27 protein-coding genes are annotated in these 25,198 nt (G+C 71.9%); 16 read left to right on the top strand and 11 right to left on the bottom strand.

Features of this window, described 5'->3' with window-relative positions; genetic code table 11:
- Positions 1–38: 38 nt before the first annotated feature.
- Entirely contained in the window at positions 39–1,196 is a 1,158-nt protein-coding gene (rsgA, locus tag D6270_RS27750; RefSeq protein ID WP_109162962.1) for a ribosome small subunit-dependent GTPase A, read from the bottom strand.
- Positions 1,197–1,528: 332 nt separating this feature from the next.
- Here rsgA and D6270_RS27745 point away from each other — a divergent pair, with 332 nt between their 5' ends.
- Positions 1,529–2,029 (top strand): DUF5949 family protein, encoded by a 501-nt coding sequence (locus tag D6270_RS27745; RefSeq protein ID WP_109162963.1) that lies wholly within the window; start codon positions 1,529–1,531, stop codon positions 2,027–2,029.
- A gap of 167 nt (positions 2,030–2,196) precedes the next feature.
- Here D6270_RS27745 and D6270_RS27740 read toward each other — a convergent pair whose 3' ends face one another.
- From D6270_RS27740 to D6270_RS27715, 6 genes are all read right to left on the bottom strand, one after another.
- Positions 2,197–2,604, bottom strand: a complete 408-nt coding sequence (locus tag D6270_RS27740; protein ID WP_109162964.1) for a rodlin — start codon at positions 2,602–2,604, stop codon at positions 2,197–2,199.
- 134 nt (positions 2,605–2,738) lie between these two features.
- On the bottom strand, positions 2,739–2,945 hold the full coding sequence (locus tag D6270_RS27735) for a hypothetical protein (protein ID WP_109162965.1): 207 nt from the start codon (positions 2,943–2,945) through the stop codon (positions 2,739–2,741).
- Positions 2,946–3,131: 186 nt separating this feature from the next.
- On the bottom strand, positions 3,132–3,542 hold the full coding sequence (locus D6270_RS27730; protein WP_109162966.1) for a rodlin: 411 nt from the start codon (positions 3,540–3,542) through the stop codon (positions 3,132–3,134).
- A 67-nt stretch (positions 3,543–3,609) separates the two neighbouring features.
- Positions 3,610–3,900 carry a hypothetical protein gene (locus tag D6270_RS27725; protein ID WP_109162967.1) on the bottom strand — a complete coding sequence of 97 codons (291 nt, stop codon included), beginning with the start codon at positions 3,898–3,900 and terminating at the stop codon, positions 3,610–3,612.
- Between the two features lie 248 nt (positions 3,901–4,148).
- Positions 4,149–4,382: a chaplin gene (locus D6270_RS27720; RefSeq protein WP_109162968.1), complete on the bottom strand. Its 234-nt coding sequence runs from the start codon at positions 4,380–4,382 to the stop codon at positions 4,149–4,151.
- A 302-nt stretch (positions 4,383–4,684) separates the two neighbouring features.
- Positions 4,685–5,086, bottom strand: a complete 402-nt coding sequence (locus D6270_RS27715; protein ID WP_093686514.1) for a rodlin — start codon at positions 5,084–5,086, stop codon at positions 4,685–4,687.
- A 585-nt stretch (positions 5,087–5,671) separates the two neighbouring features.
- Between D6270_RS27715 and D6270_RS33850 the strand changes: the two genes are divergently transcribed.
- Positions 5,672–6,583, top strand: a complete 912-nt coding sequence (locus D6270_RS33850) for a chaplin (protein ID WP_413251958.1) — start codon at positions 5,672–5,674, stop codon at positions 6,581–6,583.
- A gap of 363 nt (positions 6,584–6,946) precedes the next feature.
- Here the strand turns inward: D6270_RS33850 and D6270_RS27700 are convergent, their stop codons facing one another.
- Complete coding sequence (locus D6270_RS27700) at positions 6,947–8,167, bottom strand: acetyl-CoA C-acetyltransferase (protein ID WP_109162971.1); 1,221 nt, start codon at positions 8,165–8,167, stop codon at positions 6,947–6,949.
- Between the two features lie 125 nt (positions 8,168–8,292).
- Complete coding sequence (locus D6270_RS27695) at positions 8,293–9,195, bottom strand: LysR family transcriptional regulator (RefSeq protein ID WP_109162972.1); 903 nt, start codon at positions 9,193–9,195, stop codon at positions 8,293–8,295.
- 110 nt (positions 9,196–9,305) lie between these two features.
- Between D6270_RS27695 and D6270_RS27690 the strand changes: the two genes are divergently transcribed.
- From D6270_RS27690 to D6270_RS27675, 4 genes are all read left to right on the top strand, one after another.
- On the top strand, positions 9,306–10,259 hold the full coding sequence (locus tag D6270_RS27690; RefSeq protein ID WP_109162973.1) for a CoA transferase subunit A: 954 nt from the start codon (positions 9,306–9,308) through the stop codon (positions 10,257–10,259).
- The gene (locus D6270_RS27685; protein ID WP_382772497.1) at positions 10,256–11,068 is read left to right on the top strand and encodes a CoA-transferase subunit beta; all 813 of its coding nucleotides are present in this window, start codon (positions 10,256–10,258) and stop codon (positions 11,066–11,068) included. Before D6270_RS27690 ends, D6270_RS27685 begins: the two co-directional genes overlap by 4 nt.
- A 43-nt stretch (positions 11,069–11,111) precedes the next feature.
- Positions 11,112–12,659, top strand: a complete 1,548-nt coding sequence (locus D6270_RS27680) for a 3-hydroxyacyl-CoA dehydrogenase NAD-binding domain-containing protein (protein WP_109162974.1) — start codon at positions 11,112–11,114, stop codon at positions 12,657–12,659.
- A gap of 310 nt (positions 12,660–12,969) precedes the next feature.
- Positions 12,970–13,362, top strand: a complete 393-nt coding sequence (locus D6270_RS27675; protein WP_109162975.1) for a VOC family protein — start codon at positions 12,970–12,972, stop codon at positions 13,360–13,362.
- On the opposite strand, the gene D6270_RS27670 is transcribed toward D6270_RS27675, so the two are convergent.
- On the bottom strand, positions 13,302–14,060 hold the full coding sequence (locus tag D6270_RS27670) for a helix-turn-helix domain-containing protein (RefSeq protein ID WP_109162976.1): 759 nt from the start codon (positions 14,058–14,060) through the stop codon (positions 13,302–13,304). The two genes, D6270_RS27675 and D6270_RS27670, sit on opposite strands and share 61 nt — an antisense overlap.
- A 22-nt stretch (positions 14,061–14,082) precedes the next feature.
- Positions 14,083–15,315, bottom strand: a complete 1,233-nt coding sequence (locus D6270_RS27665; RefSeq protein WP_204117044.1) for a YihY/virulence factor BrkB family protein — start codon at positions 15,313–15,315, stop codon at positions 14,083–14,085.
- A 17-nt stretch (positions 15,316–15,332) separates the two neighbouring features.
- Here D6270_RS27665 and D6270_RS27660 point away from each other — a divergent pair, with 17 nt between their 5' ends.
- From D6270_RS27660 to D6270_RS27620, 10 genes are all read left to right on the top strand, one after another.
- Positions 15,333–16,982, top strand: a complete 1,650-nt coding sequence (locus tag D6270_RS27660; protein WP_109162978.1) for an acyl-CoA dehydrogenase family protein — start codon at positions 15,333–15,335, stop codon at positions 16,980–16,982.
- A 316-nt stretch (positions 16,983–17,298) separates the two neighbouring features.
- On the top strand, positions 17,299–18,639 hold the full coding sequence (locus D6270_RS27655) for a helix-turn-helix domain-containing protein (protein ID WP_151414732.1): 1,341 nt from the start codon (positions 17,299–17,301) through the stop codon (positions 18,637–18,639).
- A gap of 48 nt (positions 18,640–18,687) precedes the next feature.
- Positions 18,688–19,320 (top strand): GNAT family N-acetyltransferase, encoded by a 633-nt coding sequence (locus D6270_RS27650; protein ID WP_225976964.1) that lies wholly within the window; start codon positions 18,688–18,690, stop codon positions 19,318–19,320.
- A 175-nt stretch (positions 19,321–19,495) separates the two neighbouring features.
- Positions 19,496–19,579 (top strand): putative leader peptide, encoded by an 84-nt coding sequence (locus D6270_RS34080; RefSeq protein WP_376199678.1) that lies wholly within the window; start codon positions 19,496–19,498, stop codon positions 19,577–19,579.
- Between the two features lie 114 nt (positions 19,580–19,693).
- Entirely contained in the window at positions 19,694–21,391 is a 1,698-nt protein-coding gene (locus D6270_RS27645) for a nitrite/sulfite reductase (RefSeq protein ID WP_109162980.1), read from the top strand.
- Entirely contained in the window at positions 21,388–21,567 is a 180-nt protein-coding gene (locus D6270_RS27640) for a hypothetical protein (RefSeq protein WP_109162981.1), read from the top strand. Before D6270_RS27645 ends, D6270_RS27640 begins: the two co-directional genes overlap by 4 nt.
- A complete protein-coding gene (locus D6270_RS27635; protein WP_109162982.1) occupies positions 21,564–22,280 on the top strand; it encodes a phosphoadenylyl-sulfate reductase in 717 nt (238 codons plus the stop codon). The genes D6270_RS27640 and D6270_RS27635 overlap by 4 nt, the downstream gene beginning before the upstream one ends.
- A gap of 23 nt (positions 22,281–22,303) precedes the next feature.
- On the top strand, positions 22,304–22,849 hold the full coding sequence (gene cysC / locus D6270_RS27630; protein WP_237492663.1) for an adenylyl-sulfate kinase: 546 nt from the start codon (positions 22,304–22,306) through the stop codon (positions 22,847–22,849).
- Complete coding sequence (cysD, locus tag D6270_RS27625) at positions 22,846–23,781, top strand: sulfate adenylyltransferase subunit CysD (protein ID WP_109162984.1); 936 nt, start codon at positions 22,846–22,848, stop codon at positions 23,779–23,781. Before cysC ends, cysD begins: the two co-directional genes overlap by 4 nt.
- Before the next feature lie 2 nt (positions 23,782–23,783).
- Positions 23,784–25,136, top strand: coding sequence for a sulfate adenylyltransferase subunit 1 (locus tag D6270_RS27620; RefSeq protein WP_109162985.1), 1,353 nt, complete (start codon positions 23,784–23,786; stop codon positions 25,134–25,136).
- Positions 25,137–25,198: the final 62 nt, after the last annotated feature.

Below are 25,198 nucleotides of genomic sequence, written 5' to 3'. Positions count from 1 at the left end.
CGCGGTTTTCGGACGTCGAACCGTACCCGCTCCGGCGGCTACCGCACCCGGCCGCCGCGCTTGGCCTGCATCGCCGCACGCCCCTCGGCGCCCTTGCGCTTCCAGTCCTTCACCATCTCCGAGCGTGTCCGGGCGTCGGTCTTGGCGACGATCCGCCGGTTCTCGCGGAGCAGCTTGCGGTAGCTCTCCAGCCGCCGGTCGGGCAGGGTGCCGTCCTCCAGCGCGCCGAGGACCGCGCACCCGGGCTCGCTGCGGTGGGCGCAGTCGTGGAACCGGCACCGGGCCGCCAGCTCCTCGATCTCCGCGAAGAGCTCACCGACCCCGGTCCCGGCGTCGAAGAGCCCCACCCCGCGCAGCCCGGGGGTGTCGATGAGGATGCCCCCTTGCGGCAGGACCAGGAGGTTGCGGGTCGTGGTGGTGTGCCGGCCCTTGCCGTCGACCTCGCGGGCGGCCCGCACCTCCATCTCGTCCCGGCCGAGCAGGGTGTTGGCGAGGGTGGACTTGCCGGCGCCGGAGATGCCGAGCAGCACACTCGTACCGCCGGAGACGACGGCGCCGAACACGTCCAGCCCCTCGCCGGTGGTGGAGCTGACGGGGAGCACCTGGACTCCGGGCGCGACGGCCTCGACGTCCTGGACGAGATGGGACCGGGTCACCGCGTCGGGCACCAGGTCGGCCTTGGTGAGCAGGACGACCGGCTCGGGCCGGTGCTCCCCGGGGCCGTGTCCGTCGCCCAGCAGCGCGGCGCCGTCGGAGCTGGACAGGGCCAGTGCGAGGAAGCGTTCGATCCGCCCGAGGTCCAGCTCCACGGCGAGCGAGACGCAGATGACGATGTGGTCGATGTTGGTGGCGAGCACCTGGCCCTCCGACCGCTCCGAGGAGGTGGAGCGGACGAAGGCGGTACGGCGCGGCAGCAGCGTACGGACGAACCGCGGGTCGCCGTCCGCGTCGAGTGCCGCCCAGTCGCCGGTGCAGACGATCCGCATCGGGTCGCGCGGCACGACGAACGCGGTGTCGGCCCGGACCGGGCCGTCGGAGGTGATCACGTCGCACCGACCGCGGTCCACACGCACGACGCGCCCCGGCACGAGACCCTGCTCGGCGTAGGGGGAGAAGGCCGCGGCCCAGCGGTCGTCCCAGCCGTACGGAGTCAGCGGGTGCGGGGAGGACGGAACCGGAGGAAACGAGAAAGACAAGGGAAACCCTTCACAGGGTGGCCCCGGCACCGCGCGCTCGGCGCGGAAGGTACGTGGTGTGGGTCAGCCGGGGGCCACAGGGGTGAGAACGGAGCTCTTCTGGTTGTGGGCAGTGCCCATCGCAACGACAGCCATCAATGTCCTCACCTCCTGATTCCTCGGGTCCCGTGTTCTTAGGTCCCTTACGTGGCCGAGCTTAGCCGCGCCGCTCCTGGCGGCGTCAACAGGTTTTCCGTCGCCCGCGCCGGAGTTACCCCGCGATCTCCGCGATCTCCCACGATCGGGTGATACGCATGCATACCGACCGGTCCGGGGCCGTTAGGGTGCCGGTCATGACCACACCTCAGACCTCCACCGGCACCTTCACACCGGCCCAGTTGGGCACCCAGATCCTGATCGGCTGGAGCAGCCGGCTGCCCGACGCCGACCAGGACACCGCCTACCTCCTCGCCTACTCGCTGGGCGACGGGCAGGACGGCCCGGTGGTCGGCCGGGAAGCGCTGCGCACCGCGCTGGAGCGGGCGGGCCTCCAGGTCGGCGGCCCGATCCAGGACGCGGCGGAGGCCCCCGGCATCCAGGCGAAGCTCCTGGTGCAGGCGGGCCAGGCCGTCCTGACGATGCCTCACCTCAAGGCGCAGTACCCGGCCCCCGACGAGTGGCTCGCGGCCGCGCTGGGACAGGGCCAGGTGTACGGCATGTTCGCCACCACCCCGTGGCCGGAGGCCGTTCCGGGGCAGCCGGTCAGCGAGGACCAGCTGCGGGCGTTCGCGGCGAACGAGGAGGTCGTCCGTACCGCCGCCCACTGCCTGCTCCCGGTCCGCTCGCTCGGCTGACGCACCCCCGGCCACCGGCCGTCGGGACACGGCGATGCCCACCACCCCCCGTGGAGTGGTGGGCATCGTCGCGTCTCCGGTGGAGCGCGGTGCCGGGGGAACGAGGGCGGGCGGCCCGGGGAGTGACCCCCGGACCGCCCGCGCTCGAAACGTCAGGCTGTGGTGCGTCAGTTGTTGCCGACGCCGTTGCCCGAGAGGACCGGGATGCCGTCCAGGATGTGCGACAGCGGCTCGTCGCCCTTGGCCTGGGTGGAGTTGTCGGTGCACTGCTGGTTCTGCGGGTTGGACAGGACGTTGATGTCCTGGACCGTGACCGGCACGAGGCCGACGAGCGAACCGACGTTGACCTTGGCGGGCAGGCCGACGCAGAGCTTGTTCAGGGTGCCCTGGACGAGCTGGTTCTGCGGGCTCCAGTCGCCCTTGGTCGTGGCGTTGCCGATCTCCGACTCGGCACCGTTGCCGTTGACGGTGGTGGTGCCACCGTCGTTGCCGATCGCCATGGCCGTGGGAGCCGCGACTGCGGACAGACCGAGCAGGGACACGGCCACTGCAGCGCCGGCCATCATCTTCTTCATCAACTTCACCTTTCGGAGCGTCCCGTTGTGGAACGTACTGATCAACTGCCGAGGGTCCCGATCGGTTGCGCAGTACCACTCAAATGGGTTCGATCCGGCGCAAGGTCGACGCCACCGCCCAGTTCCCCCAAGCCTCAGCAGCCGGGGGCCTCGTCCGAGGTGCGTGCCGCCGGTACGAATCCGCCGCTGCGGCGGGGGACGGGCTCCTGGTGCGGTTCGGCGGCCGGGTGGCTGTGCCCGGCGGCCCGCCACTCGGCGACGAGCCGGTCGTAGATCGGTGTGCCGCCCGGTGCGGGCCACGGCTCTCTGCTCTGCGAGGTCTGACTGTCGTACGGATCCATGGAACTGCCCTACCCGGCGGGGCCCGGGTCGTCAGCCGGGTCTACGGCATCCGGCCCAACGGGGTACCCCGGCCGGAGGCACCGCCGCACGACGAAGGGCCAGTCCTCCGGTCCGGCGAAGAACGGTCGCCGTACGGGTGGACTGGCCCTACGAGGTCACGCGGCGCGGACCGGAGCTACCCGGTCTCAGCGGTTGCCGGTGCCGTTGCCCGAGAGGATCGGGATGTCGTTCAGCAGGTGCGACAGGGCCTCGTCACCCTTGGCCTGGGTGGAGTTCTCGGTGCACTGCTGGTTCTGCGGCGACGACAGGACGTTGATGTCCTGGACCGAGATCGGCACGAGGCCCACGAGCGAACCGAGGTTCGCCTTGGCCGGCAGGGCGATGCAGGGCTTGTTCAGCGAGCCCTGGATCAGCGCGAACTGCGGGCTCCAGTCACCGTAGGTGGCGGAGTTGCCGTACGCCTGCGAGGCGCCGTTGCCGTTGACCGTGGTGGTGCCACCGTCGTTGGCGATCGCCATGGCCGACGGGGCGGCCGCTGCGGAGACACCGACGACCGAGACGGCGACAGCTGCCGAGGCCATGATCTTCTTGAACATGAAAGAGCCCTTCTGGGGAGTGATGCTGATCGGTGAAGGAACCAGGGGAACGACTGCCCCGCGGCGGTCAGCGGCCGAGAGGAACTCCGCCGAGCAGCGGAGCCGCGCTCTCGGCCACCTCGGTCGCCTCGCCCGTCAGCTTGCCGACCGTGTCGTCCTGGGCGACCGTCATGGCGGTCTCGGCGACCGTGCCCACCACCGGGTTCACGACCTGCGGGGCACTGGCCATCACCTGGTTGAGGCCGCCGTCGAGGCTGAAGCTGGGGGCCGTGGGGGTAGTGACGGCGAAGGCGGGAGCGGCCGTTCCCAGGGCAGCCACGGAACCGACAACGAGTGCGGCGGTCTTCGCGTACTTCACTTTTCTGGTTCCCTTCTGCGCGGCGTCTGCTTCGGTCACGTCTCCGTGCCGCACACAAGCTTTCTTTACCTGTGACTTCTGCCGCTTTCCCCCGGGATAACGATCAGCTCGCGTACGGGAAACTGCGCCCGTGCGACTTTCTCCCACCGATGGCGGGGAAATTGCTGCGGGTACGGCAAAGGCCCCGGGCGGCCGATGCCGTCCGGGGCCGACCGGTTCAGGGCGCGAGGGCCCGGCCGGTCAGATGCTCACGCGTTGACGCAGGTGTTACCGAAGGCCGGGTTCAGCAGGCCGATCACGTTGACGGTGTTACCGCAGATGTTGACCGGGATGTGCACCGGGACCTGCACGATGTTGCCGGACAGCACGCCCGGGGAACCCGCGGCGATGGCCTCGGCGCCCGAGTCGGCCATGGCCGGCGCAGCGGCACCCATCGCCATGAGCGTTCCGGCGGCGACTGCGGCAACCTTGGTGTACTTCACTTTTTATCCCTTTCCTCGGCGGAGCCATGTGCGGTCACGACTGTCGTGACCGCCCGAGCCGGATACTGATGACTCGCGACTCCGGCGCTGTCCTACGTAACGATGAACGCCCGGGATCGAAACTGTTCGACGGGAAGATTCCCGGATATCCGCCCGAATGCCGCAACGCCCGTGGGGTGTGCGGCGGGAAATGCGGCTGGAAACAGGTGGAGAAACGATGCCGCATTCCCGGGAGAGCGACGGGCCCGGGCCGCTCGGTGGAGGAACGCCGAGGGCCCGGGCCCGAGTTGTGCGGCTGCGGATCAGCGGTTGCCGACACCGTTGCCGGAGAGGATCGGGATGTCCTCCAGGATGTGCGACAGGGCCTCGTCACCCTTGGCCTGGGTGGAGTTCTCGGTGCACTGCTGGTTCTGCGGCGACGACAGGACGTTGATGTCCTGGACCGTGACCGGCACGAGGCCCACGAGCGAACCGAGGTTCGCCTTGGCCGGCAGGGCGATGCAGGGCTTGTTCAGCGAGCCCTGGATCAGCGCGAACTGCGGGCTCCAGTCACCGTGGGTCTCGGAGTTCCCGTACGACTGCGAAGCGCCGTTGCCGTTGACCGTCGTGGTGCCGCCGTCGTTGGCGATCGCCATGGCCTGCGTCGAGCCGAGCCCGAGGATGGAGGCGGCGACAGCGCCCGTAGCCAGAACCTTCTTGATCACGATTAACCCTTCTCGTACTGGTCGCCCCGTAGCGGAGCGACCTGATCAACTCGGCACCAGGTGTTTGGTTTCGCGCGTTCACCCGAATGCCGGGCTCGGGGGGCGCAGAGCGCGGGAGCGCGACCGGTCCGCGCCTGCGCGCACCTATAACACCGCCTCTGTTCGCACGGCCATCTGTTCGTGAAGGAATTGCGGACGCACGGCACGGCACGTTCGCCCGATCGGGTCACCGGGCCACGGACGGCCCCCCTTCCCGCAACCTCCGTCGCGGCGTCACGAGGGAGGTCAACACCGGCCACCGAAGGCAAAGTTGGGGGTGAATCGTTTCCCTTCAACGGCAGCGAGGCGAAGGGGAGGTCCACTCGATCCATCCGTTCGGGTGATTACACAATTTGCACGCCCCCCGGAGTTTCCCGCCCGTCCCTCGATCGTTATGGCAATCGTCCAGCGCGCATGTGTAACGACTTTCACCATGGCTTCCCGTGGGGATCCGGGAGGGCCGCCACAGCAGCGGCACCGCCCGACGGCTCCGCGCGCGAAGCACCCACGCGAATCTCTCGCGAATGTCCTAAGGAAGGGCAAGTAATGCGACAGGCCTTGAACAAGAGCATGATCGTCATGGCGGCCGCGTCGGGCCTCCTGGCCGCGGCCGGCGGCGCGGCGCACGCCGACTCCTCGGCCGAGGGCGCCGCCGTCGGTTCGCCGGGCGTCGGTTCGGGCAATGCCGTGCAGGTGCCGGTGCACGTCCCGGTCAACGCGTGCGGCAACACCGTCAATGTGATCGCCCTGTTGAACCCCGCGTTCGGAAACTCCTGCGCCAACGTGAGCTCCAGCGGCCACGACGACGGTTACGGCAATGGTCAGGGCGGCAACCACACGGGCGGTTCCAGTGCCGAGGGCGCGGCGGTCGGCTCCCCCGGGGTGCTCTCGGGCAACCTCGTCCAGGCCCCGGTCCACGTCCCGTTGAACGTGTGTGGCAACACCGTGAACGTGGTCGGTGCGCTCAACCCGGTCTTCGGCAACAAGTGCGCGAACGTGAGCGGCCCGAAGGACGACTACCCGCCCACGGAGCCGCCGGTCGAGGAGCCCCCGACCGAGGAGCCCCCCACCGAGGAGCCGCCCACGGAGGAGCCTCCGACCGAGGAGCCGCCCACCGAGGAGCCCCCACGCAGGAGCCCCCGACCGAGGAGCCCCCACCGAGGAGCCGCCGACCCAGGAGCCCCCGGTCGACGAGCCGCCCACGCAGGAGCCCCCGACCGAGGAGCCGCCGACCCAGGAGCCTCCCGTCGACGAGCCGCCCACGCAGGAGCCCCGACCGAGCAGCCGCCCACCGACACCCCCGGACCGAACACCCCGGGTACGCACACCCCCGGCTCCGAGACCCCGGGCCTGGCCGACACCGGTGCGGCCGGTCTCGGCCTGGCGGGAGGCGCGAGCGCCGCGCTGCTGCTCGGCGGAACGATGCTGATGCGCCGCACCCGTAACGCGCGGGACTGACCACCCACCCGCCGCAGGACGAGGTCCGGCCGGACAGCGGGGACTGTCCGGCCGGACCTTTCGCACGCCCTGATGCGGGATGCCGGAAGCGGGGTGTGCGGTCGACGGACACCCCTCGCGCACGCGGCAGTTCCTCGCTCCAGGGCTGACTCCGGGGCCGGCCGGCCATCTGGTCCGGGGCGGGGCGATCCTCATGAGCGTGCCCACACGGCACCCCCGGGAGTTGGGGCGCCGGGTGGGCCGGGCCCCGGTGGCGGAGATCCCCGGCTGGGCGGACATGGGGCAGGACGACGTGGACGCCTGGTTCCGCGGGGTGCCGGCGGGGCGCGCCGCACCATCTCTACGAGCGGCCGACGGCCGGGGTCACGGCGTGACGCGCTCGAAGACGGCGGCGAGGGCCTGGCCGCCGCCGATGCACATCGTCTCCAGGCCGTAGCGGCCCTCCCGGCGGTGGAGTTCGCGGGTGAGCGTGGCGAGGATGCGGGCTCCGGTGGCGCCGACCGGGTGGCCGAGCGAGATGCCCGATCCGTTGACGTTGATCCGCTGTTCGTGGTCCTTCTCGCCGAGGCCCAACTCCCTGGTGCAGGCGAGGACCTGGGCGGCGAACGCCTCGTTCAACTCGATCAGGTCGAGGTCGGCGAGGGTGAGTCCGGCGCGGTCCAGTACCGTGCGGGTCGCGGCGACGGGAGCGATGCCCATGGTGGCGGCGGGGACGCCCGCGCGGGCGCAGGAGACCAGGCGGACGAGCGGGGTGAGGCCGAGGCGTTCGGCGGTCTCGGCGCTGGTGACCAGGCAGGCGGCTGCCGCGTCGTTCTGGCCGCTGGCGTTGCCGGCCGTGACGGTGGCCTCCGGATCCGACTTCGCCATCACCGGTCGCAACGCGGCGAGTTGCTCGGCGGTGGTGTCGGGGCGGGGGTGCTCGTCGGCGGTGATGGTGGTCTCGCCCCTGCGGGTGCGTACGGTGACGGGGACGGTCTCCGCCGCGTACCGGCCCTCGGCTGTGGCGGTGGCCGCCCGCTGCTGGGAGCGCAGGGCCAGGGCGTCCTGGTCGGCGCGGCTGATCCCGTACTCACGGCGCAGGTTCTCCGCCGTCTCGATCATGCCGCCGGGGACCGGGTGATGGATGCCTCCGGCGGTGACCCGGCCGCGGACGAGGGAGTCGTGGAGCTGGAGGCCGGGGCCCTTGATGCCCCAGCGTCCGTCGTGGGTGTAGTACGGCGCGGCGCTCATGACGTCGACCCCGCCCGCGATCACGACCTCGCTGAAGCCGGTCCGGATCTGCATGGCCGCGTCCAGGACCGCCTGGAGCCCGGAGCCGCAGCGGCGGTCGATCTGGGTGCCGGTGACGGTGGTGGGCAGCCCGGCGTCCAGGGCGGCGACCCGGCCGATCGCGGGGGCCTCGCTGGACGGGTAGGCATGGCCGAGGATCACCTCGTCGACCCGGTCGGGAGCGATGCCCGTACGGGCGACGACCTCGGCGATGACGTGTGCGGCGAGCGAGGCCGGCGTCTGCTGCGCGAACGCTCCGCCGAAGCGGCCGATGGGGGTGCGCAGCGGTTCGCAGATGACGACTTCGAGCGGCACGGCGGGGCCTTCCTCGGGGTGGCGACGGGCTCCATGGGCGGATGGCGGTGGGATGACCTTCGCATCACGTCACTGAGTCGGTCCAATATTGAATGCGTACGGCATTGAGTGGTCACCCGTCTCAATCATGGGCCGCGCACGGGCGTCGGCAGGGCGTCCTCCGCCACGGCGAGCACCGCGCGCAGGGCGGCGGAGGGGTTGTCGGGGCGCCAGGCCAGGGCCGCCCGGAGGCGGGTGGGCGGCCCGGCGAGAGGGCGGTAGACGAGGCCGTTCTGCTGGATGTGCTGGACGGAGGTGACCGTGAGGGTGATGCCGACCCCGGCGGCGACCAGGGCGAGGATCGTGTACGAGTCGGGGGCCTCCTGGACGACGCGCGGGGTGAACCCGGCGCTCTCGCAGGCCTCGGTCATGGCGTCACGGACGGTGGAGCCGGAGTTGGCGGGGAAGGAGACGAACGGTTCGCCGGCGAGTACGGCGAGGGGGACGGTCTCCCGCCGGGCGAGCGGGTGGTCGGAGGGCAGGGCGCAGACGAGCTCCTCCTCGTCGATCACGCGGTGGGCGACGCCGGGCCGGGCCACCGGCAGCCGGACGAAGCCGAGGTCGAGTGAGCCGTCCGCGACCCGGGACAGGGCGGTGTTGGCGTACGTCTGGCCGGTCATGACGAGTTCGAGCCCGGGGTGGGCGGCGCGCACCGCCCGGGTGAGCTGGGGCAGCGTCTCGTGGCTGGAGGCCCCGGCGAAGCCGATGGTGACCCGGCCGTACTCCCCGATCCCCGCCGATCGGGCGGCCCGTACGGCGGTGTCCAGGTCATCGAGGACGGTCCGCACGGGTTCGATGAACGTCTCCCCCGCGCTGGTGAGCCGGACCGAGCGGGTGTTGCGGTGGAAGAGCTGGACGCCGAGCTCCCTCTCCAGCTGGCGGATCTGCTGGCTCAGCGGCGGCTGGGCCATCTGGAGGCGTTTGGCGGCCCGGCCGAAGTGCAGCTCCTCGGCCACGGCGAGGAAGGCGTTCAGATGGCGCAGCTCCATGGGGACACCCCTTCCTGCCATTGATACTCCTGGCGTCTCGATACGACCTTAATTCGGTATTGGACAGCCATCAATGGGCGCTGACACCGTGGGTGGGTCGTATACGGACGATGAGGAGAACCGTGGACCGGACGGCCGGCAAGGTCATGTCGATGAGGGAGGCCGTCGCCGCCTTCGTCCACGACGGGGACACCGTGAGCCTCGAAGGGTTCACCCATCTCATCCCGACCGCCGCCGGGCACGAGATCATCCGGCAGGGTCGCCGGGGTCTCACGGTCATCCGGATGACGGCGGACATCGTGGTGGACCAGATGCTGGCCGCCGGGTGCGTGACGGGGCTGGTCTCCTCCTTCGTGGGGAACTCCTCGGCCGGTTCGCTCGGTGAGCTGCGGCGGCGTATCGAACACGCCGATCCCGAGCCGCTGGCGTTCGAGGAGTACAGCCACTACGGGATGATCTGCCGCTATCTGGCCGGTGCGCAGCGGCTGCCGTTCTACCCGCTGCGCTCGTACGCGGGGAGCGACCTGCCGAAGGTCAACCCCGGTATCCGCAAGGTCACTTCGCCCTATCCGGCCGCCGACGGGACCACCGAGCAGATCTACGTCGTGCCGCCCGTCAACCCGGACGTGACGTTCATCCACGCCCAGCGCGCCGACCGCCGGGGCAACACCCAGATCTGGGGCCTCACGGGCGTCCAGGCCGAGGCGGTGTACGCGGCGCGGAAGGCGGTCGTGGTGGTGGAGGAGCTGGTGGCGGACGAGGTGGTCCGCGCGGACCCGAACCGCACGCTCGTCCCCGCACACGCGGTCGACGCGGTGGTGGTCTGCCCGCGCGGGGCGCATCCGTCGTTCGCGCAGGGCTACTACGACCGGGACAACGCCTTCTACCGGGCCTGGTCCGCGATCAGCAAGGATCCGGTGCGGCTGGCGGAGTGGCTGGCGGAGTGGGTGTACGGGACGGCCGACCATGCGGCGTACGTGGCGAAGCTCGGCGAGGAGTTCTGGGCCGGGCTGGCGGTCGGCGAGGCGCTGAGCGAGCCGGTGGACTACGGGAGGCGGCTGTGAGCGTGGAGCGCACGGAGGCGGTGGGCGCCTCGGAGGCGGTGGAGGCCGTGGAGGCCGTCACCTCGTCGGAGCTACTCTCCGTCGTCGCCGCGCGCGAACTCGTCGGCCGCCGGACCGTGTTCGCGGGGATCGGGCTGCCGACGCTCGCCGCCGAGCTGGCGCATCTGACCGTCGCGCCGGAGATCGAGGTGGTGTACGAGTCCGGGGTCTGCGGGGCCCACCCCTCGCACCTGCCGGAGACCATCGCGGACGCCGTGCTGATCACGGGCGCCGAGGCGGTGCTGTCGATGCCCGCGCTCTTCGGCTCCGTGCTCCAGGGCGGCCACATCGACGTCGGCTTCCTGGGCGCCGCGCAGATCGACCGGTGGGGCAACCTCAACACCTCGGTGATCGGGGAATGGGAGAACCCGGCGGTACGGCTGCCGGGCTCCGGGGGTGCGGTCGAGGTGATGGCCAACGCCCGGGAGGTCTTCGTCGTGATGCGCCGCCACACCCCGCGCTCCTTCGCCGACGCCCTCGACTTCTGCACCACGCCAGGACCGGACCGGGCGCTCGCGGACGGCGTCCGTCCACTCGGCACCGGCGTCACCCGGGTCATCACCGAGCTGGGCATCCTCGCCCGCGACGGCGTCGGCGACGAGCTGCGGCTGGTCGCCGTCCACCCCGGGGTCACCGTCGACCAGGTCAGGGCCGCGACCGGCTGGGAGCTGGAGGTGGCCGACACGGTCACGACGGTGGAGCCGCCCACGGATGCGGAGCTGCGGCTCCTGCGCGACGATGTCGACCCGCACCGCGTCTACCTCCGCTGACACCCTCTTCACCACCAACCCCCGCCGGAAGGGCTCAACTGCCATGCGTATCAGGATCGTCGGAGCCGGGGCCATGGGCCGCGGCATCGCCCAGTGGGCGGCGAGCGCGGGACACACCGTGGAGCTGGGCGACGTACGGGCGGAGGCGGTGACGGACGCCGTGGAGTTCGTCGTCTCGATGCTGGACCGGGCGGTGGCCAAGGGCCGGATGCCCGCCGCCGACCGGGACGCCTCCGTGGGGCGGCTGGTCGCGCTGGGCGACCCGTGGGCGGCCGGGCCGGAGGTGGAGCTGGTCATCGAGGCCGTACGGGAGGATCTGGAGACCAAGGCCGAGGTGTTCGGGAAGCTGGAGCGGGCGCTGCCCTCCTCCGCCGTCTTCGCGACCAACACCTCCTCCCTGTCGGTGACCCGGATCGCGGCGACCCTCCAGGACCCTTCGCGCCTGGCCGGGCTGCACTTCTTCAACCCGGTGCCGCTGATGCGGATCGTGGAGGTGGTGCCGGGGGCGGCGACCCGTCCGGAGATCCCGGCCCTGCTGACCGGGCTGGTGGAGGGGTGCGGGCACAAGGCGGTGACCGTGGCCGACTCCCCCGGGTTCCTGGTCAACCACGCGGGGCGCGGGCTGGTGACGGAGGCGCTGGCGCTGCTGGAGGAGTCGGTGGCGGGCCCCGCCGACATCGACCGGATCGCGCGGGACGTGCTGGGGCTGCGGATGGGCCCGTTCGAGCTGATGGACCTCACCGGACTCGACGTCACGGCCGCGGTGATCGACTCGATCTGGCAGGGCTTCCGCCACGAGGACCGGCTGCGCCCCTCCTACCTCACGCCGAACCGGGTGGTGGCGGGGCTGCACGGCCGCAAGACCGGGCGGGGCTGGTACGCGTACGGGGAGGGCGCCGAGGGTCCCGCTCCGGAGCCGGCGGTGACCGGGAACGGTGACCGGCCGGTGTTCCTGGCTGCGAACGGGTCCGTGGAGACGACCTCGTACGTGGAGGCACTCGCCGGTGCGCTGGATGCGGCCGGAGTCGGCGTCGAGAGGGGCGAAGGGCCCTCGGCCGAGGCGCTGGTGCTGGTGCCGGTCTGGGGGACGACGGTGTCCGGGGCGATCCGGGCCGGCGGGCTGCCGCCGGAGCGGACGCTGGGCGTGGAGGTGCTGCCCGCGGCCGGACTGCGGCGGGTCCTGGCGGTGACGGCCGCCACCGATCCGACGGCGGCCCGGGACGCGCGGGCGGTGCTGGCGCGGGCGGCGGCCGGTGAGCCGCACGCGGTGACGGTGGTGCGGGACACGGCGGGCTCGGTCGCGCAGCGGCTGCTGTCGTCGGTCGTCGCGGTCGGCGCATCGATCGCGGAGCGGTCGCTCGCCACCCCGGCCGACATCGACCTGGCGGTGACCACCGGGCTCGGCTATCCGGCCGGACCGCTGGCCTGGGGTGAGCGGATCGGGGCCGGGCGGCTGCTGGAGCTCCAGCGGGCCCTGCACACGGCGACGGGCGACCCGCGCCACCGTCCGACGCGGTGGGTGAGCGAGCGGGCGGACCTGGGGCTGCCGCTGACGGAGGCGGGAACGCCGGTGGGCGACTGCTGGGGATGACCTCCGGCGGACGACCGCCTGGGGGGGAGCCCCGGTGGCCGGCTGAGGGGTCCCCGGTGGTCCGCTGCCTGGGCGACCCCGGTGGGCGGTTGCCCCGGGTGGGGGGCTGCCTGGGCGTGACCTGGGCTGACAGACGCCCCGGGCGCGGGCCGGTGGGCGACTGACCGGGCGTGGGTCAGTGGGCGGCTGACCGGGCGTACGTCGGTGGGCGGCTGCCCGCAGGCGACCCCGGCGCGGCGGGGACGCGGGGGCGGCCCGCACGTCCGATTCGTACAAGACCGTGGGGACGGCGGGTGCGTACCGTCGTTCCATGACTCCACGACTCGACGCGATCAGCATCGTCACGGCCGACCTGGCGGCCTCGCTCGCCTTCTACCGCAGGCTCGGCATCGACATCCCGGCCGGGGCGGAGTCCGCCCCGCATGTGGAGGTGGTCCTGCCGGGCGGGCAGCGGCTGCTGTGGGACACCGAGGACGTCATCCTCTCCTTCGACCCGAGCTGGGAGCGCCCGGCCGGCGGGGAGCGGCTGGGGCTGGCGTTCCTGTGCGACGGTCCTGAAGAGGTGGACGCCCTGTACGCGGAGCTGACCGGTGCCGGTCACGCCGGGCACCTCAAGCCGTGGGACGCGGTGTGGGGGCAGCGCTACGCGGTGGTGCTGGACCCGGACGGCAGCGGGGTCTCGCTGTTCGCCGCCGCGAAGTAGGCCCCGAGGGTCGTTCCGGCCAGGTCCCGCATCTCCCGCGCGAGGTGGGCCTGATCGGTGCAGCCCGCCGCGCAGGCCGCATCGGCGTACGGGAGGCCGGTGCGGATGAGCTCCAGGGCGCGCTGGAGGCGGAGGACCCGGGCCAGCGTCTTGGGACCGTAGCCGAAGGCGGCCAGGGAGCGGCGGTGGAGCTGGCGGGCGCCGAGTCCGGCCTCCGCCGCCGTCGCCGCGACGGACCTGCCCCGGCGCAGCCCCTCGGCGACGGCCACCGTCCGCGGGTCCGGTGGTCCGGTGTCGGTGATGCGGTCCAGGGCGAACCGTTCGAGGGCCGCGGCGGGGTCGGGAGCCTCATCGATCCGCTCGGTGAGGCGGCGTACGGCTGCCGGGGGCCAGAGGTCGGCCAGCTCGGCCCGGTGGTCGCGCAGCTCGTACGCCGGTACGCCGAGGAGTACGGGTGCGGTGCCGGGGGCGCACCGGATCGCGGCACAGGAGGCCCGGTTCTGCGGCTCCACCTCGAAGGCGTGGGTGTCCGGCCCGGCGACGACGATCCGGCCGTCGCTCCAGATCAGGTCCATGCAGCCGTCGGGCAGCACGGACCGGGGCTCGCTCAGGGGGCGGTCGGGGGCGTCCCAGGTCCAGACGACGGCACCGGGCAGCCGGGAGGGGCGTTCCCGGTACCGCTGCTGTGGCTGGGGCATGTCTCCACGCTAGCGCGCAGGCTCAGGAGGACGGCGGTCCGGAGTTGTCCCGGGGCTGCCCCGGCTCCTCGGGCCTGGTCCCCCTCGACTCCGTGGGCTCCCTCGGCTCCCTGGATTCCTTCGGTTCCTTCTCCCGGGTCGACTGGAGCCGCGACTTGACGTCGTCCGGCGGCAGGAAGCGGGACCAGCGCTCGGGGAACTCCGAGGGCATGTACGCCGGGCCGTCGTCCTCGTCCTCGTCGTCGTCCGCGCCCTCGTAGACGGCCGGGCGGGTGCGGGCGACGAGCTCGGCGGCCTGCACCGCCCGGACGCGTTCGGAGGCCTCGCGGGCGGCCGCGGTGGCGACTGAGGGCCAGACGCGGTCGATGGCGGCGTTGACCGCCGCGCCGACCAGGACGGCGAAAGCCGAGATGCCGATCCAGAGCAGGACGGCGATCGGTGCCGCCAAGGAGCCGTAGATCGTGGGGCCTTCGACCGTGCTCGTGAGGTAGATCCGCAGCAGGAAGCTCCCGACCACCCACATCGCGAGCGCCACCAGCGCCCCCGGGACGTCCTCGATCCACGGCGAACGCACGGGGACGGACACGTGGTAGAGGGTGGTGAGGAACGCGATCGTCAGGAGTATCACCAGCGGCCAGTACAGGACGGCGACGACCTCGGTGCCCCCGGGCACGAACTCGACCACCCGGTCCGGGCCGACGACGAGCAGCGGCAGCACCACCGCGCCCAGCAGCAGGGCGACGACGTACAGCAGGAAGGCGAGCAGCCGGGTCTTGACGATCCCGCGGTGGCCGTCGAGGCCGTACATGACGGTGATGGTGTCGATGAAGACGTTCACCGCGCGGGAGCCGGACCACAGGGCGATGGCGAAGCCGATGGAGATGACATCGGGCCGGGCGCCCGTGGTGACGTCGGCGAGCAGCGGTTTGGCGAAGTCGTTGACCCCGCGCTCGGAGAGCACGGTCTGCGAGGCGGAGAGGATGTTGCGCTCGATGGAGGCGACCGTGGTGGTGGCCGTCCACTCGTCGACGTAACCGAGCAGTCCGATCATGCCGAGCAGCAGCGGTGGCAGGGAGAGCAGGGTGAAGAACGCCGCCTCGGCCGCCAGCCCGAGGATCCGGTACTCGATGCACGAGTTGACGGTGTCCTTGAGCAACTGCCATGCCATCCGCCGCTTGGAGACGTTGCGGTAGAGGACTCGGGCCCGGTGGAGCCGGCCCGGTGGCCGCTCGGGTGTTTCATTTGCTGCCTGCACCTCCTTACCGTATCGGCATGGCAGCCACCACCCACACAGTGACCAATCAGGTTCCGCCGCTGGTCGGCTATGACGTCTTCACCTCCGACCGGGCCCTGTCCGAGGCCGTGGAGCGGCACATCGACCCGGCCGTCCTGCCCGAGGCGAGGCAGGAACTGGGGACGCTCGGGCAGTCCGCGGGCTCCGCGCAGGCCCAGGCGTGGGGTGCGCAGGCCAACGAGCATCCGCCCGTTCTGCGCACCCATGACCGGTATGGGCACCGCATCGACGAAGTCGAGTTCCATCCGTCCTGGCACCGGCTCCTGGGGCACGCGGTCACCGCCGGGCTGACCGGCGCCTGGGGCCGTCCGGCCGGTCATGTCCGGCGCGCGGCCGGGTTCCTGGTCTGGACGCAGGCCGAGGCGGGGCACGGCTGCCCGCTCTCGATGACGCATGCCGCGGTGCCCGCGCTGCGGACCGACCCGGCGCTGGCCGCCGAGTGGGAGCCGAAGCTGACCTCGTCCGTGTACGAGGAGGGGCTGCGGCCCCCGCTGGAGAAGGCCGGTGTGCTCTTCGGGATGGGCATGACGGAGAAGCAGGGCGGCACCGACGTACGGTCCAACACGACCCGGGCGGAGCCGGTCGCGGAGCCGGTCTCCGGGGAGGGCGAGTATCTGCTCACGGGGCACAAGTGGTTCTGCTCGGCGCCCATGTCGGACGGGTTCCTCGTGCTGGCGCAGGCACCGGGCGGGCTGACCTGCTTCCTGGTGCCGCGTGTGCTGCCCGACGGGACGCGCAACGTGTTCGCGATCCAGCGGCTGAAGGACAAGCTGGGCAACAGGTCCAACGCGTCCGGCGAGGTCGAGTTCGACGGGACCTGGGCCCGCCGGGTCGGCGAGGAGGGGCGCGGGGTGCGCACCATCATCGAGATGGTGGCGGCCACCCGGCTGGACTGTGTGGTGGGTTCGGCGGCGCTGATGCGGCAGGCGGTGGCGCAGGCGATCCACCACGCCACCTACCGCAGCGCGTTCGGCGGGCTGCTGATCGACAAGCCGCTGATGCGCAACGTCCTGGCCGATCTGGCGCTGGAGTCGGAGGCGGCGACCGTGCTGGCGATGCGGCTGGCCTCGGCGTACGACACGGACACCGAGGAGGAGCGGGCGTTCCTGCGGCTCGCGGTGCCCGCCGCCAAGTACTGGGTCACCAAGCGGTGCACGCCGGTGGTGGGCGAGGCGCTGGAGTGCCTGGGCGGCAACGGGTACGTCGAGGAGTCGGGGATGCCCCGGCTGCTGCGGGAGGCGCCGCTCAACTCGATCTGGGAGGGCTCGGGGAACGTACAGGCGCTTGATGTGCTGCGGGCGCTCCAGCGGGAGCCGCAGTCGCTGGACGCGTTCCTGCGGGAGGTCGGGAAGGCGCGCGGGGCCGATCACCGGCTGGACGCGGCGATCAAGGACCTGCTGACCGAGCTGGCGGACCTGGAGGGGATCGAGGCGCGGGCGCGGCGGCTGGTGGAGCGGATGGCGCTGGTGCTCCAGGGATCGCTGCTGGTGCGGTGGGCACCGCCGGGGGTCTCCGACGCGTTCTGCGCCTCGCGGCTCGGCGGGGACTGGGGCTCGGCGTTCGGAACGCTGCCGCACAGTCTGGATCTGGCCTCGGTGGTGGACCGGGCCCGGCCGGTCGCCGACTAGGGCGTGTCCGGCGCGGTCCGTCCGGCCCTGATCCGCCGGACACTCCCCAGGGCCGGTCTCCGACCGGGCGACGAGGGGGAAGCGACGGAGGGTGGTGCTGCGCCGACACGGCACCACCCTCCATGCTTGCACCGCGCCGATCGCCGGGCACGGGCCCGGCGTACGGCACGCTGCCACTCTCGTACGGTCCGGTGAGGCATCGCCAGAGTTGCAAAGGGTTGCAACCATTGTGTGGACTGCGCGGTGGGCGTACACGGGCGGCGGCAGGATGGGGCCGGAGCAGCTCGGAGTGTTTCGGGGGGAACGGGTGGGGACCATGAGGAAGACGGGTTCTGCCGGAGTGGTGCGGGTGATCGGCCAGGAGGCAGACCGCGCGACCCGGCTGCTCCACCGGGCCAGGGAGGCCCGGCTGGCGGGTGAGCGGTCCTCCCTCGCCCCGCGCGCGGAGATCGACGCCTCCTGGGAGCGGGTGGTGCGCAGCGGCATGGACCCCGAGCAGTCGCCGCAGAGCGAGCTGTTACAGGCCGAGGAGATAGAACACCGGCGGCACACCACGGTGCTCGGCGAGGTGATGCCGCTGCTGCGGGCGGGGCTCGCCTCGATAGCCGACGCGGCGCAGCAGATCATGGTGGTCACCGACATGGAGGGCCGGGTGCTGTGGCGCCAGGGCAACTCCGGGGTGCTGCACCGGGCCCATGACATCTGCCTGGCGGAGGGGGCGGCCTGGGCGGAGGGGGCGACGGGGACGAACGCGATCGGTACGGCGCTGGCGGCCCGCGCGCCCATCCAGGTCCACTCGGCCGAGCACTTCATCCGGGCCCTGCACAACTGGACCTGCGCGGCGGCCCCGGTCCGTGATCCGCGCGACGGGCGGCTGGTGGGGATCGTCGACATCAGCGGACCGGCCTCCACCTTCCATCCGGCGACGCTGGCGCTGGTGGACTCGGTGGCGCGGCTCGCCGAGGGCGAGATCCGCACCCGGCATCTGGTGGCGATCGAACGGCTGCGCGCGGTGGCGGCGCCGATCCTGTGCCGGATCGGGGGCCGTGCGCTGGCCGTGGACACCCACGGGTGGCTGGCGGCGGTGACGGGGATGCCGCCGGTGGACCGGCTGCCGCTGCCGAAGTCGCTGGAGGCGGGGCGGGTGTGGCTGCCCTCGCTCGGGATGTGCCGGGTGGAGCCGCTGCCGGGGGGCTGGCTGGTGCAGGTGTCGGACGGTACGGCGGAGGGGGCGCCGCGCCGGGCGGTGCTGGATCTGAGCCGGCCGCGGGCGCTGGCCGTGCATCTGGTGGGTCCGCTGGGCACCTCGACGCAGCGGCTCTCGCCGCGCCACGCGGAGCTGCTGTACGCGCTGGCGGTGCACCGGGAGGGGCGCAGCGCCTCCGAGCTGGCGCAGGACATCTTCGGGGACGCGACCCGGACGGTGACGGTACGGGCCGAGATCTCGCGGCTCCGGCGCCATCTGGCGGAGGTGCTGGCGCACCGCCCGTACCGCTTCGGGGACGGCGTGGAGGTCGAGGTGGTCCACCCGGAGCACCCGGCGGACCTGCTGCCGCACTCGAAGGCGCCGGTGGTGAGGGGGCGCGGCGGGGGGCGGCACCGGCCTGACCGGGGGCGACGGGCGGGGCGGGGCCCGGGGCGCTGGGCGGGCCGATGAGCGGGCCCGCTGTGCGCCGGCCGGGGGCCGCATGGTTTTCTGGCCGCCATGAGCAACCCCGCACAGCCCCCCGTACCGGCCGCCGAGGCGACGGAGACGCAGGAGACGGCCGGGACCGTCGAGGTCACCATCTGGTCGCTGGAGCAGACCTCGCCGGGCGATCTGCGGCCCGCCGCCGTACCGGAGGGCGATCTGCGCATCGTCCGGTCCGAGGTGGTGCTGCCGGAGTTCAGCCGGTTCCTCTACTCCGCCGTGGGCGGCGACATCCACTGGACCGACCGGCTGGCGCTGACGTACGCACAGTGGCAGGAGCTCCTCGATCGGCCCGGCTCGGAGACCTGGGTGGCGTACGTGGACGGGACGCCGGCCGGATACGTCCAGCTGGACGCCCAGGACGGCGGCGTGGTCGAGATCCTGTACTTCGGGCTGATCCCGGCGTTCCGGGGGCGGCGGATCGGCGGCCATCTGCTGTCGTACGGGGTGGAGCGCGCCTGGGACCTGGCGGAGCGGTGGCCCGGGCGGCCGCCGACGGAGCGGGTGTGGCTGCACACGTGCTCGAAGGACGGTCCGTACGCGATGGACAACTATCTGCGCCGGGGCTTCCGGCTCTTCGACACGAAGACTGAAGTGGAGCCGGACGTGGCGACCCCGGGACCCTGGCCGGGAGCGTACGGCGCCTGACCCCCGTCCCGGCCCCCGCTCGGGGCCCTCACCGGCCTCGCCCGGGAGCGATTTGCCCCCCTTGCGACGGACGCGACGTGTGACCACCACCACAATGTCTCACCCTTCGAGACCATCTCGTCCACATCATGGATAGTGGTGGACTGCCCCGAGATCCGCGTGACACGCTTCCGTCATGCCTGGAACTGGAATTGCCTTGGTGAGTCGACGCCACGTCGACCTCGGCCGCATGTCCAGCGCCATCTGTCCGGTGGGCTGAGAGACCCAGCACCGCCGCACCCTCTTACCTCTGCCGAACCCAGCGCACCGCCGCGCCTCAGCGCGAGTGCGCCGTTCAGAGCCGCCCTCCTGCAGTCCCGAAGGACGTACTGTCATGGCCGCTACCCCGGAACAGCCTGCGACCACCACGCCCCGCCGCAAGGCCGGACGCCACCGTGGCGAGGGTCAGTGGGCCGTGGGCCACCACACCCCCCTCAACGGGAACGAGCAGTTCAAGAAGGACGACGACGGTCTCAACGTACGGACACGTATCGAGACGATCTACTCCAAGCGCGGTTTCGACTCCATCGACCCCAACGACTTGCGCGGACGCATGCGTTGGTGGGGTCTGTACACCCAGCGCAAGCCCGGCATCGACGGCGGCAAGACGGCCGTGCTGGAGCCGGAGGAGCTGGACGACAAGTTCTTCATGCTGCGCGTCCGGATCGACGGCGGCCGGCTGACCACCCAGCAGCTGCGGGTGATCGGGGAGATCTCCCAGGAGTTCGCGCGCGGCACCGCCGACCTCACCGACCGGCAGAACGTGCAGTACCACTGGATCCGGATCGAGGACGTGCCGGAGATCTGGCGGCGCCTCGAAGAGGTGGGGCTCTCCACCACCGAGGCCTGCGGCGACACCCCCCGCGTGATCCTCGGCTCCCCCGTGGCGGGCATCGCCGAGAACGAGATCATCGACGGCACGCCCGCGATCGACGAGATCCAGCGCCGGTTCATCGGCAACCCCGACTTCTCCAACCTGCCCCGCAAGTTCAAGTCCGCCGTCTCCGGCTCCCCGCAGCTGGACGTGGCGCACGAGATCAACGACATCGCGTTCGTCGGTGTGAACCACCCCGAGCACGGCCCCGGCTTCGACCTCTGGGTCGGCGGCGGGCTCTCCACCAACCCCAAGCTCGGGGTCCGGCTCGGCGCCTGGGTGCCGCTGGACGAGGTGGCCGACGTGTACGGCGGGGTCATCGGGATCTTCCGCGACTACGGCTACCGGCGGCTGCGCACCCGCGCCCGCCTGAAGTTCCTCGTCGCGGACTGGGGCGCCGAGAAGTTCCGCCAGGTCCTGGAGGACGACTACCTCCAGCGCAAGCTGATCGACGGCCCCGCGCCCGAGCAGCCCGTCCAGACCTGGCGCGACCACCTCGGGGTGCACCGGCAGAAGGACGGCCGCTTCTACGTCGGCTTCGCCGCGCGGGTGGGCCGCGTCGACGGGGCCACCCTCACCAAGATCGCCGAGGTGGCCGAGGCCCACGGTTCGGGCCGGGTGCGGACCACCGCCGAGCAGAAGATGATCGTGCTGGACGTGGCCGAGGAGCAGGTGGAGTCCCTGGTCGCCGGTCTGGAGGCGCTGGACCTCAAGGTCACACCGTCCCCGTTCCGGCGGGGCACGATGGCCTGCACCGGCATCGAGTTCTGCAAGCTGGCGATCGTCGAGACGAAGGCGCGCGGCGCCTCGCTCATCGACGAACTGGAGCGCCGCATCCCGGAGTTCGACCACCCGATCACCATCAACATCAACGGCTGCCCGAACGCCTGCGCCCGTATCCAGGTCGCGGACATCGGTCTCAAGGGCCAGCTGATGCTGGACGAGAACGGTCAGCAGGTCGAGGGCTACCAGGTGCACCTGGGCGGCGCGCTCGGCCTGGAGGCCGGGTTCGGCCGCAAGGTCCGCGGCCTGAAGGTCACGTCGGCCGAACTGCCGGACTACGTGGAGCGGGTGCTCGGCCGGTTCCAGGAGGAGCGCGAGGACGGCGAGCGCTTCGCGGCCTGGGCGGCGCGCGCCAGTGCGGAGTCGCTGTCATGAGCGAGCGAGCCGCCCCGTTCTACTGCCCGTACTGCGGCGACGAGGACCTGCGCCCCAACGAGAGTGGCCACGGCGCCTGGGAATGTGCCTCCTGCAACCGTGCGTTCCAGCTGAAGTTCCTGGGTCTGCTGACCCGGGGCGTACAGCGCAACGACGGTGAAGGGGACCGGATATGACGGACACTCTGACCAGCGGGGAGCTGACCGACCGCGAGCTCCAGGAGCTGGCCGAGCGCGCGGGCCGGGAGCTGGAGGACGCCTCCGCCACCGAGATCCTGAAGTGGGCCACCGACACCTTCGGGCCGCGCTTCTGCGTCACCTCCTCCATGGAGGACGCCGTGGTCGCGCACCTGGCCTCGCGGATGATGCCGGGCGTCGACGTGGTCTTCCTGGACACCGGCTACCACTTCCCCGAGACCATCGGGACCCGGGACGCCGTGGACGCGGTGATGGACGTCAACGTCATCACGATCACCCCCCGGCAGACGGTGGCCGAGCAGGACGCGGAGCACGGTGCGAAGCTGCACGACCGCGACCCCGACCTGTGCTGCGCGCTGCGCAAGGTCAAGCCGTTGGAGGACGGCCTGACCGCGTACGCCGCCTGGGCGACGGGGCTGCGCCGCGACGAGTCCCCGACCCGGGCGAACACCCCGGTCGTGGGCTGGGACGCCAAGCGCCGCAAGGTGAAGGTCTCCCCCGTCGCCCGCTGGACCCAGGACGACGTGGACGCCTACGTCTCGGAGCACGGGGTGCTCACCAACCCGCTGCTGATGGACGGTTACGCCTCCGTCGGCTGCGCGCCCTGCACCCGCCGGGTGCTGGAGGGCGAGGACGCACGGGCCGGCCGCTGGGCCGGCCGGGGCAAGACCGAATGCGGGCTGCACGGCTGATGACGACTGATCAGGAGAGTTCGATGAGCGTGACGGAGACGGGAGCCACGATCTGGCTGACCGGTCTGCCGAGCGCGGGCAAGACCACCATCGCCTACGAGCTGGCGGGCCGGCTGCGGACCGAGGGCCACCAGGTGGAGGTACTCGACGGCGACGAGATCCGGGAGTTCCTCTCCGCGGGCCTCGGCTTCTCCCGCGAGGACCGGCACACCAACGTGACCCGGATCGGCTTCGTCGCCGAACTCCTCGCCGCCAACGGCGTGAAGGTGCTGGTCCCCGTCATCGCCCCGTTCGCCGACAGCCGCGAGGCGGTCCGCAAGCGCCACGCCGCCGAGTCCACCACCTACCTGGAGGTGCACGTGGCGACGCCCGTCGAGGTGTGCTCCGTACGGGATGTGAAGGGTCTCTACGCCAAGCAGGCGGCGGGCGAGATCAGCGGTCTCACCGGGGTCGACGACCCTTACGAGGCGCCCGAATCGCCCGACCTGCGCATCGAGTCGCACCAGCAGACCGTGCAGGAGTCAGCGGCGGCGCTCCACGCGCTGCTCACCGAGAGGGGCCTGGCGTGAGCACCGTCACCAGCGTGCCGGAGGGCACGGTCAACCCGTACGCGCTCAACCACCTGGACTCCCTGGAGTCCGAGGCGGTCCACATCTTCCGTGAGGTGGCGGGCGAGTTCGAGCGGCCGGTGATCCTCTTCTCCGGGGGCAAGGACTCCATCGTGATGCTGCACCTGGCGCTCAAGGCGTTCGCGCCCGCGCCGGTGCCGTTCACGCTGCTGCACGTGGACACCGGGCACAACTTCCCCGAGGTCCTGGAGTACCGCGACCGCACGGTGGCGAAGCACGGGCTGCGGCTCCATGTCGCCTCCGTGCAGGAGTACATCGACGCCGGGAAGCTCCGCGAGCGCCCCGACGGCACCCGCAACCCGCTCCAGACCGTCCCGCTCACCGAGGCGATCCAGCAGCACCGCTTCGACGCGGTGTTCGGCGGCGGACGGCGCGACGAGGAGAAGGCGCGCGCCAAGGAGCGGGTCTTCTCGCTGCGCGACGAGTTCTCGCAGTGGGACCCGCGCCGCCAGCGCCCCGAGCTGTGGCAGCTGTACAACGGCCGGCACGCCCCCGGTGAGCATGTGCGGGTCTTCCCGATCTCCAACTGGACCGAGCTGGACGTCTGGCAGTACATCGAGCGCGAGGGGATCGAGCTGCCGGAGATCTACTTCGCCCATGAGCGCGAGGTCTTCTCCCGCAACGGCATGTGGCTGACGGCCGGCGGCTGGGGCGGCCCCAAGGAGCACGAGGCCACCGAGACCCGTCTGGTGCGCTACCGCACGGTGGGCGACATGTCCTGCACCGGTGCCGTCGACTCCGACGCCACCACCCTGGAGGCCGTGATCACCGAGATCGCCGCCTCCCGGCTCACCGAGCGGGGCGCGACCCGCGCCGACGACAAGATGTCCGAGGCCGCGATGGAAGACCGCAAGCGCGAGGGGTACTTCTAACCATGACCACACCCATCCTCCCGGCCCTCTCCGCCGAGCGGCTGTCGGCCACCACCCTGCTGCGGTTCGCCACCGCCGGGTCGGTCGACGACGGCAAGTCCACCCTCGTGGGACGTCTGCTGCACGACTCCAAGTCGATCCTCACGGACCAGCTGGAGGCCGTGGAGCAGGTGTCGCTGAGCCGGGGGCAGGAAGCGCCGGACCTGGCGCTGCTGACCGACGGGCTGCGGGCCGAGCGCGAGCAGGGCATCACCATCGATGTCGCCTACCGCTACTTCGCCACCACCCGCCGCCGGTTCATCCTCGCGGACACCCCGGGCCATGTGCAGTACACCCGCAACATGGTGACGGGCGCCTCCACCGCCGAGCTGGCCGTGGTCCTGGTCGACGCCCGCAACGGGGTCGTGGAGCAGACCCGTCGCCACGCCGCCGTCGCCGCGCTGCTGCGCGTCCCGCATGTGGTGCTGGCCGTCAACAAGATGGACCTGGTCGAGTACGCGGAGCCCGTGTTCGCCGCGATAGCCGAGGAGTTCACCGCGTACGCCGCTTCCCTCGGCGTCCCGGAGATCACCGCGATCCCCATCTCCGCGCTGGCCGGGGACAACGTGGTGGAGCCGTCCGCGCACATGGACTGGTACGGCGGGCCGACCGTCCTGGAGCACCTGGAGACGGTGCCGGTCAGCCATGACCTCACCGCCTGCCACGCGCGCTTCCCCGTGCAGTACGTGATCCGCCCGCAGACCGCCGAGCACCCGGACTACCGGGGGTACGCCGGTCAGATCGCCGCCGGGGTCTTCCGGGTCGGCGAGGCCGTCTCCGTTCTCCCCTCGGGGCGCACCACCACGATCACGGGGATCGACGCGCTCGGTGAGAGCGTGGACATCGCCTGGGCGCCGCAGTCGGTGACGCTCCGGCTGGCCGACGACATCGACATCTCGCGCGGCGACCTGATCGCCCCCGCCGACGACGCGCCGCCGGTCACCCAGGACGTCGAGGCGACCGTCTGCCATGTGGCGGACCAGCCGCTCTCGGTGGGCAAGCGGGTGCTGTTGAAGCACACCACCCGTACGGTCAAGGCGATCGTCAAGGACATCCCGTCCCGGCTCACCCTGGACGACCTCTCGCAGCACCCGGCGCCCGGGCAGCTGGTCGCCAACGACATCGGCCGGGTCGTCGTGCGGACCGCCGAGCCGCTCGCCCTCGACGCGTACGCCGACTCCCGGCGTACCGGATCGTTCCTGCTGATCGACCCGGCGGACGGTACGACGCTGACCGCCGGTATGGCGGGCACCGCGTTCGCCGCCGCCCCGGAACCGGTCGTCGCCGACGCCGACGACGCCGAATGGGACTTCTGATGACCGGTGACGTCTTCTCCACCTTCGCGAAGGAGGGCGGCCGGGTGGGCAGCGGCGCCCTC

It is taken from the genome of Streptomyces griseus subsp. griseus (assembly GCF_003610995.1).
In the GTDB taxonomy this organism is placed as follows: Bacteria; Actinomycetota; Actinomycetes; order Streptomycetales; family Streptomycetaceae; genus Streptomyces.
This window is presented reverse-complemented; position numbering and strand designations above follow the sequence as displayed.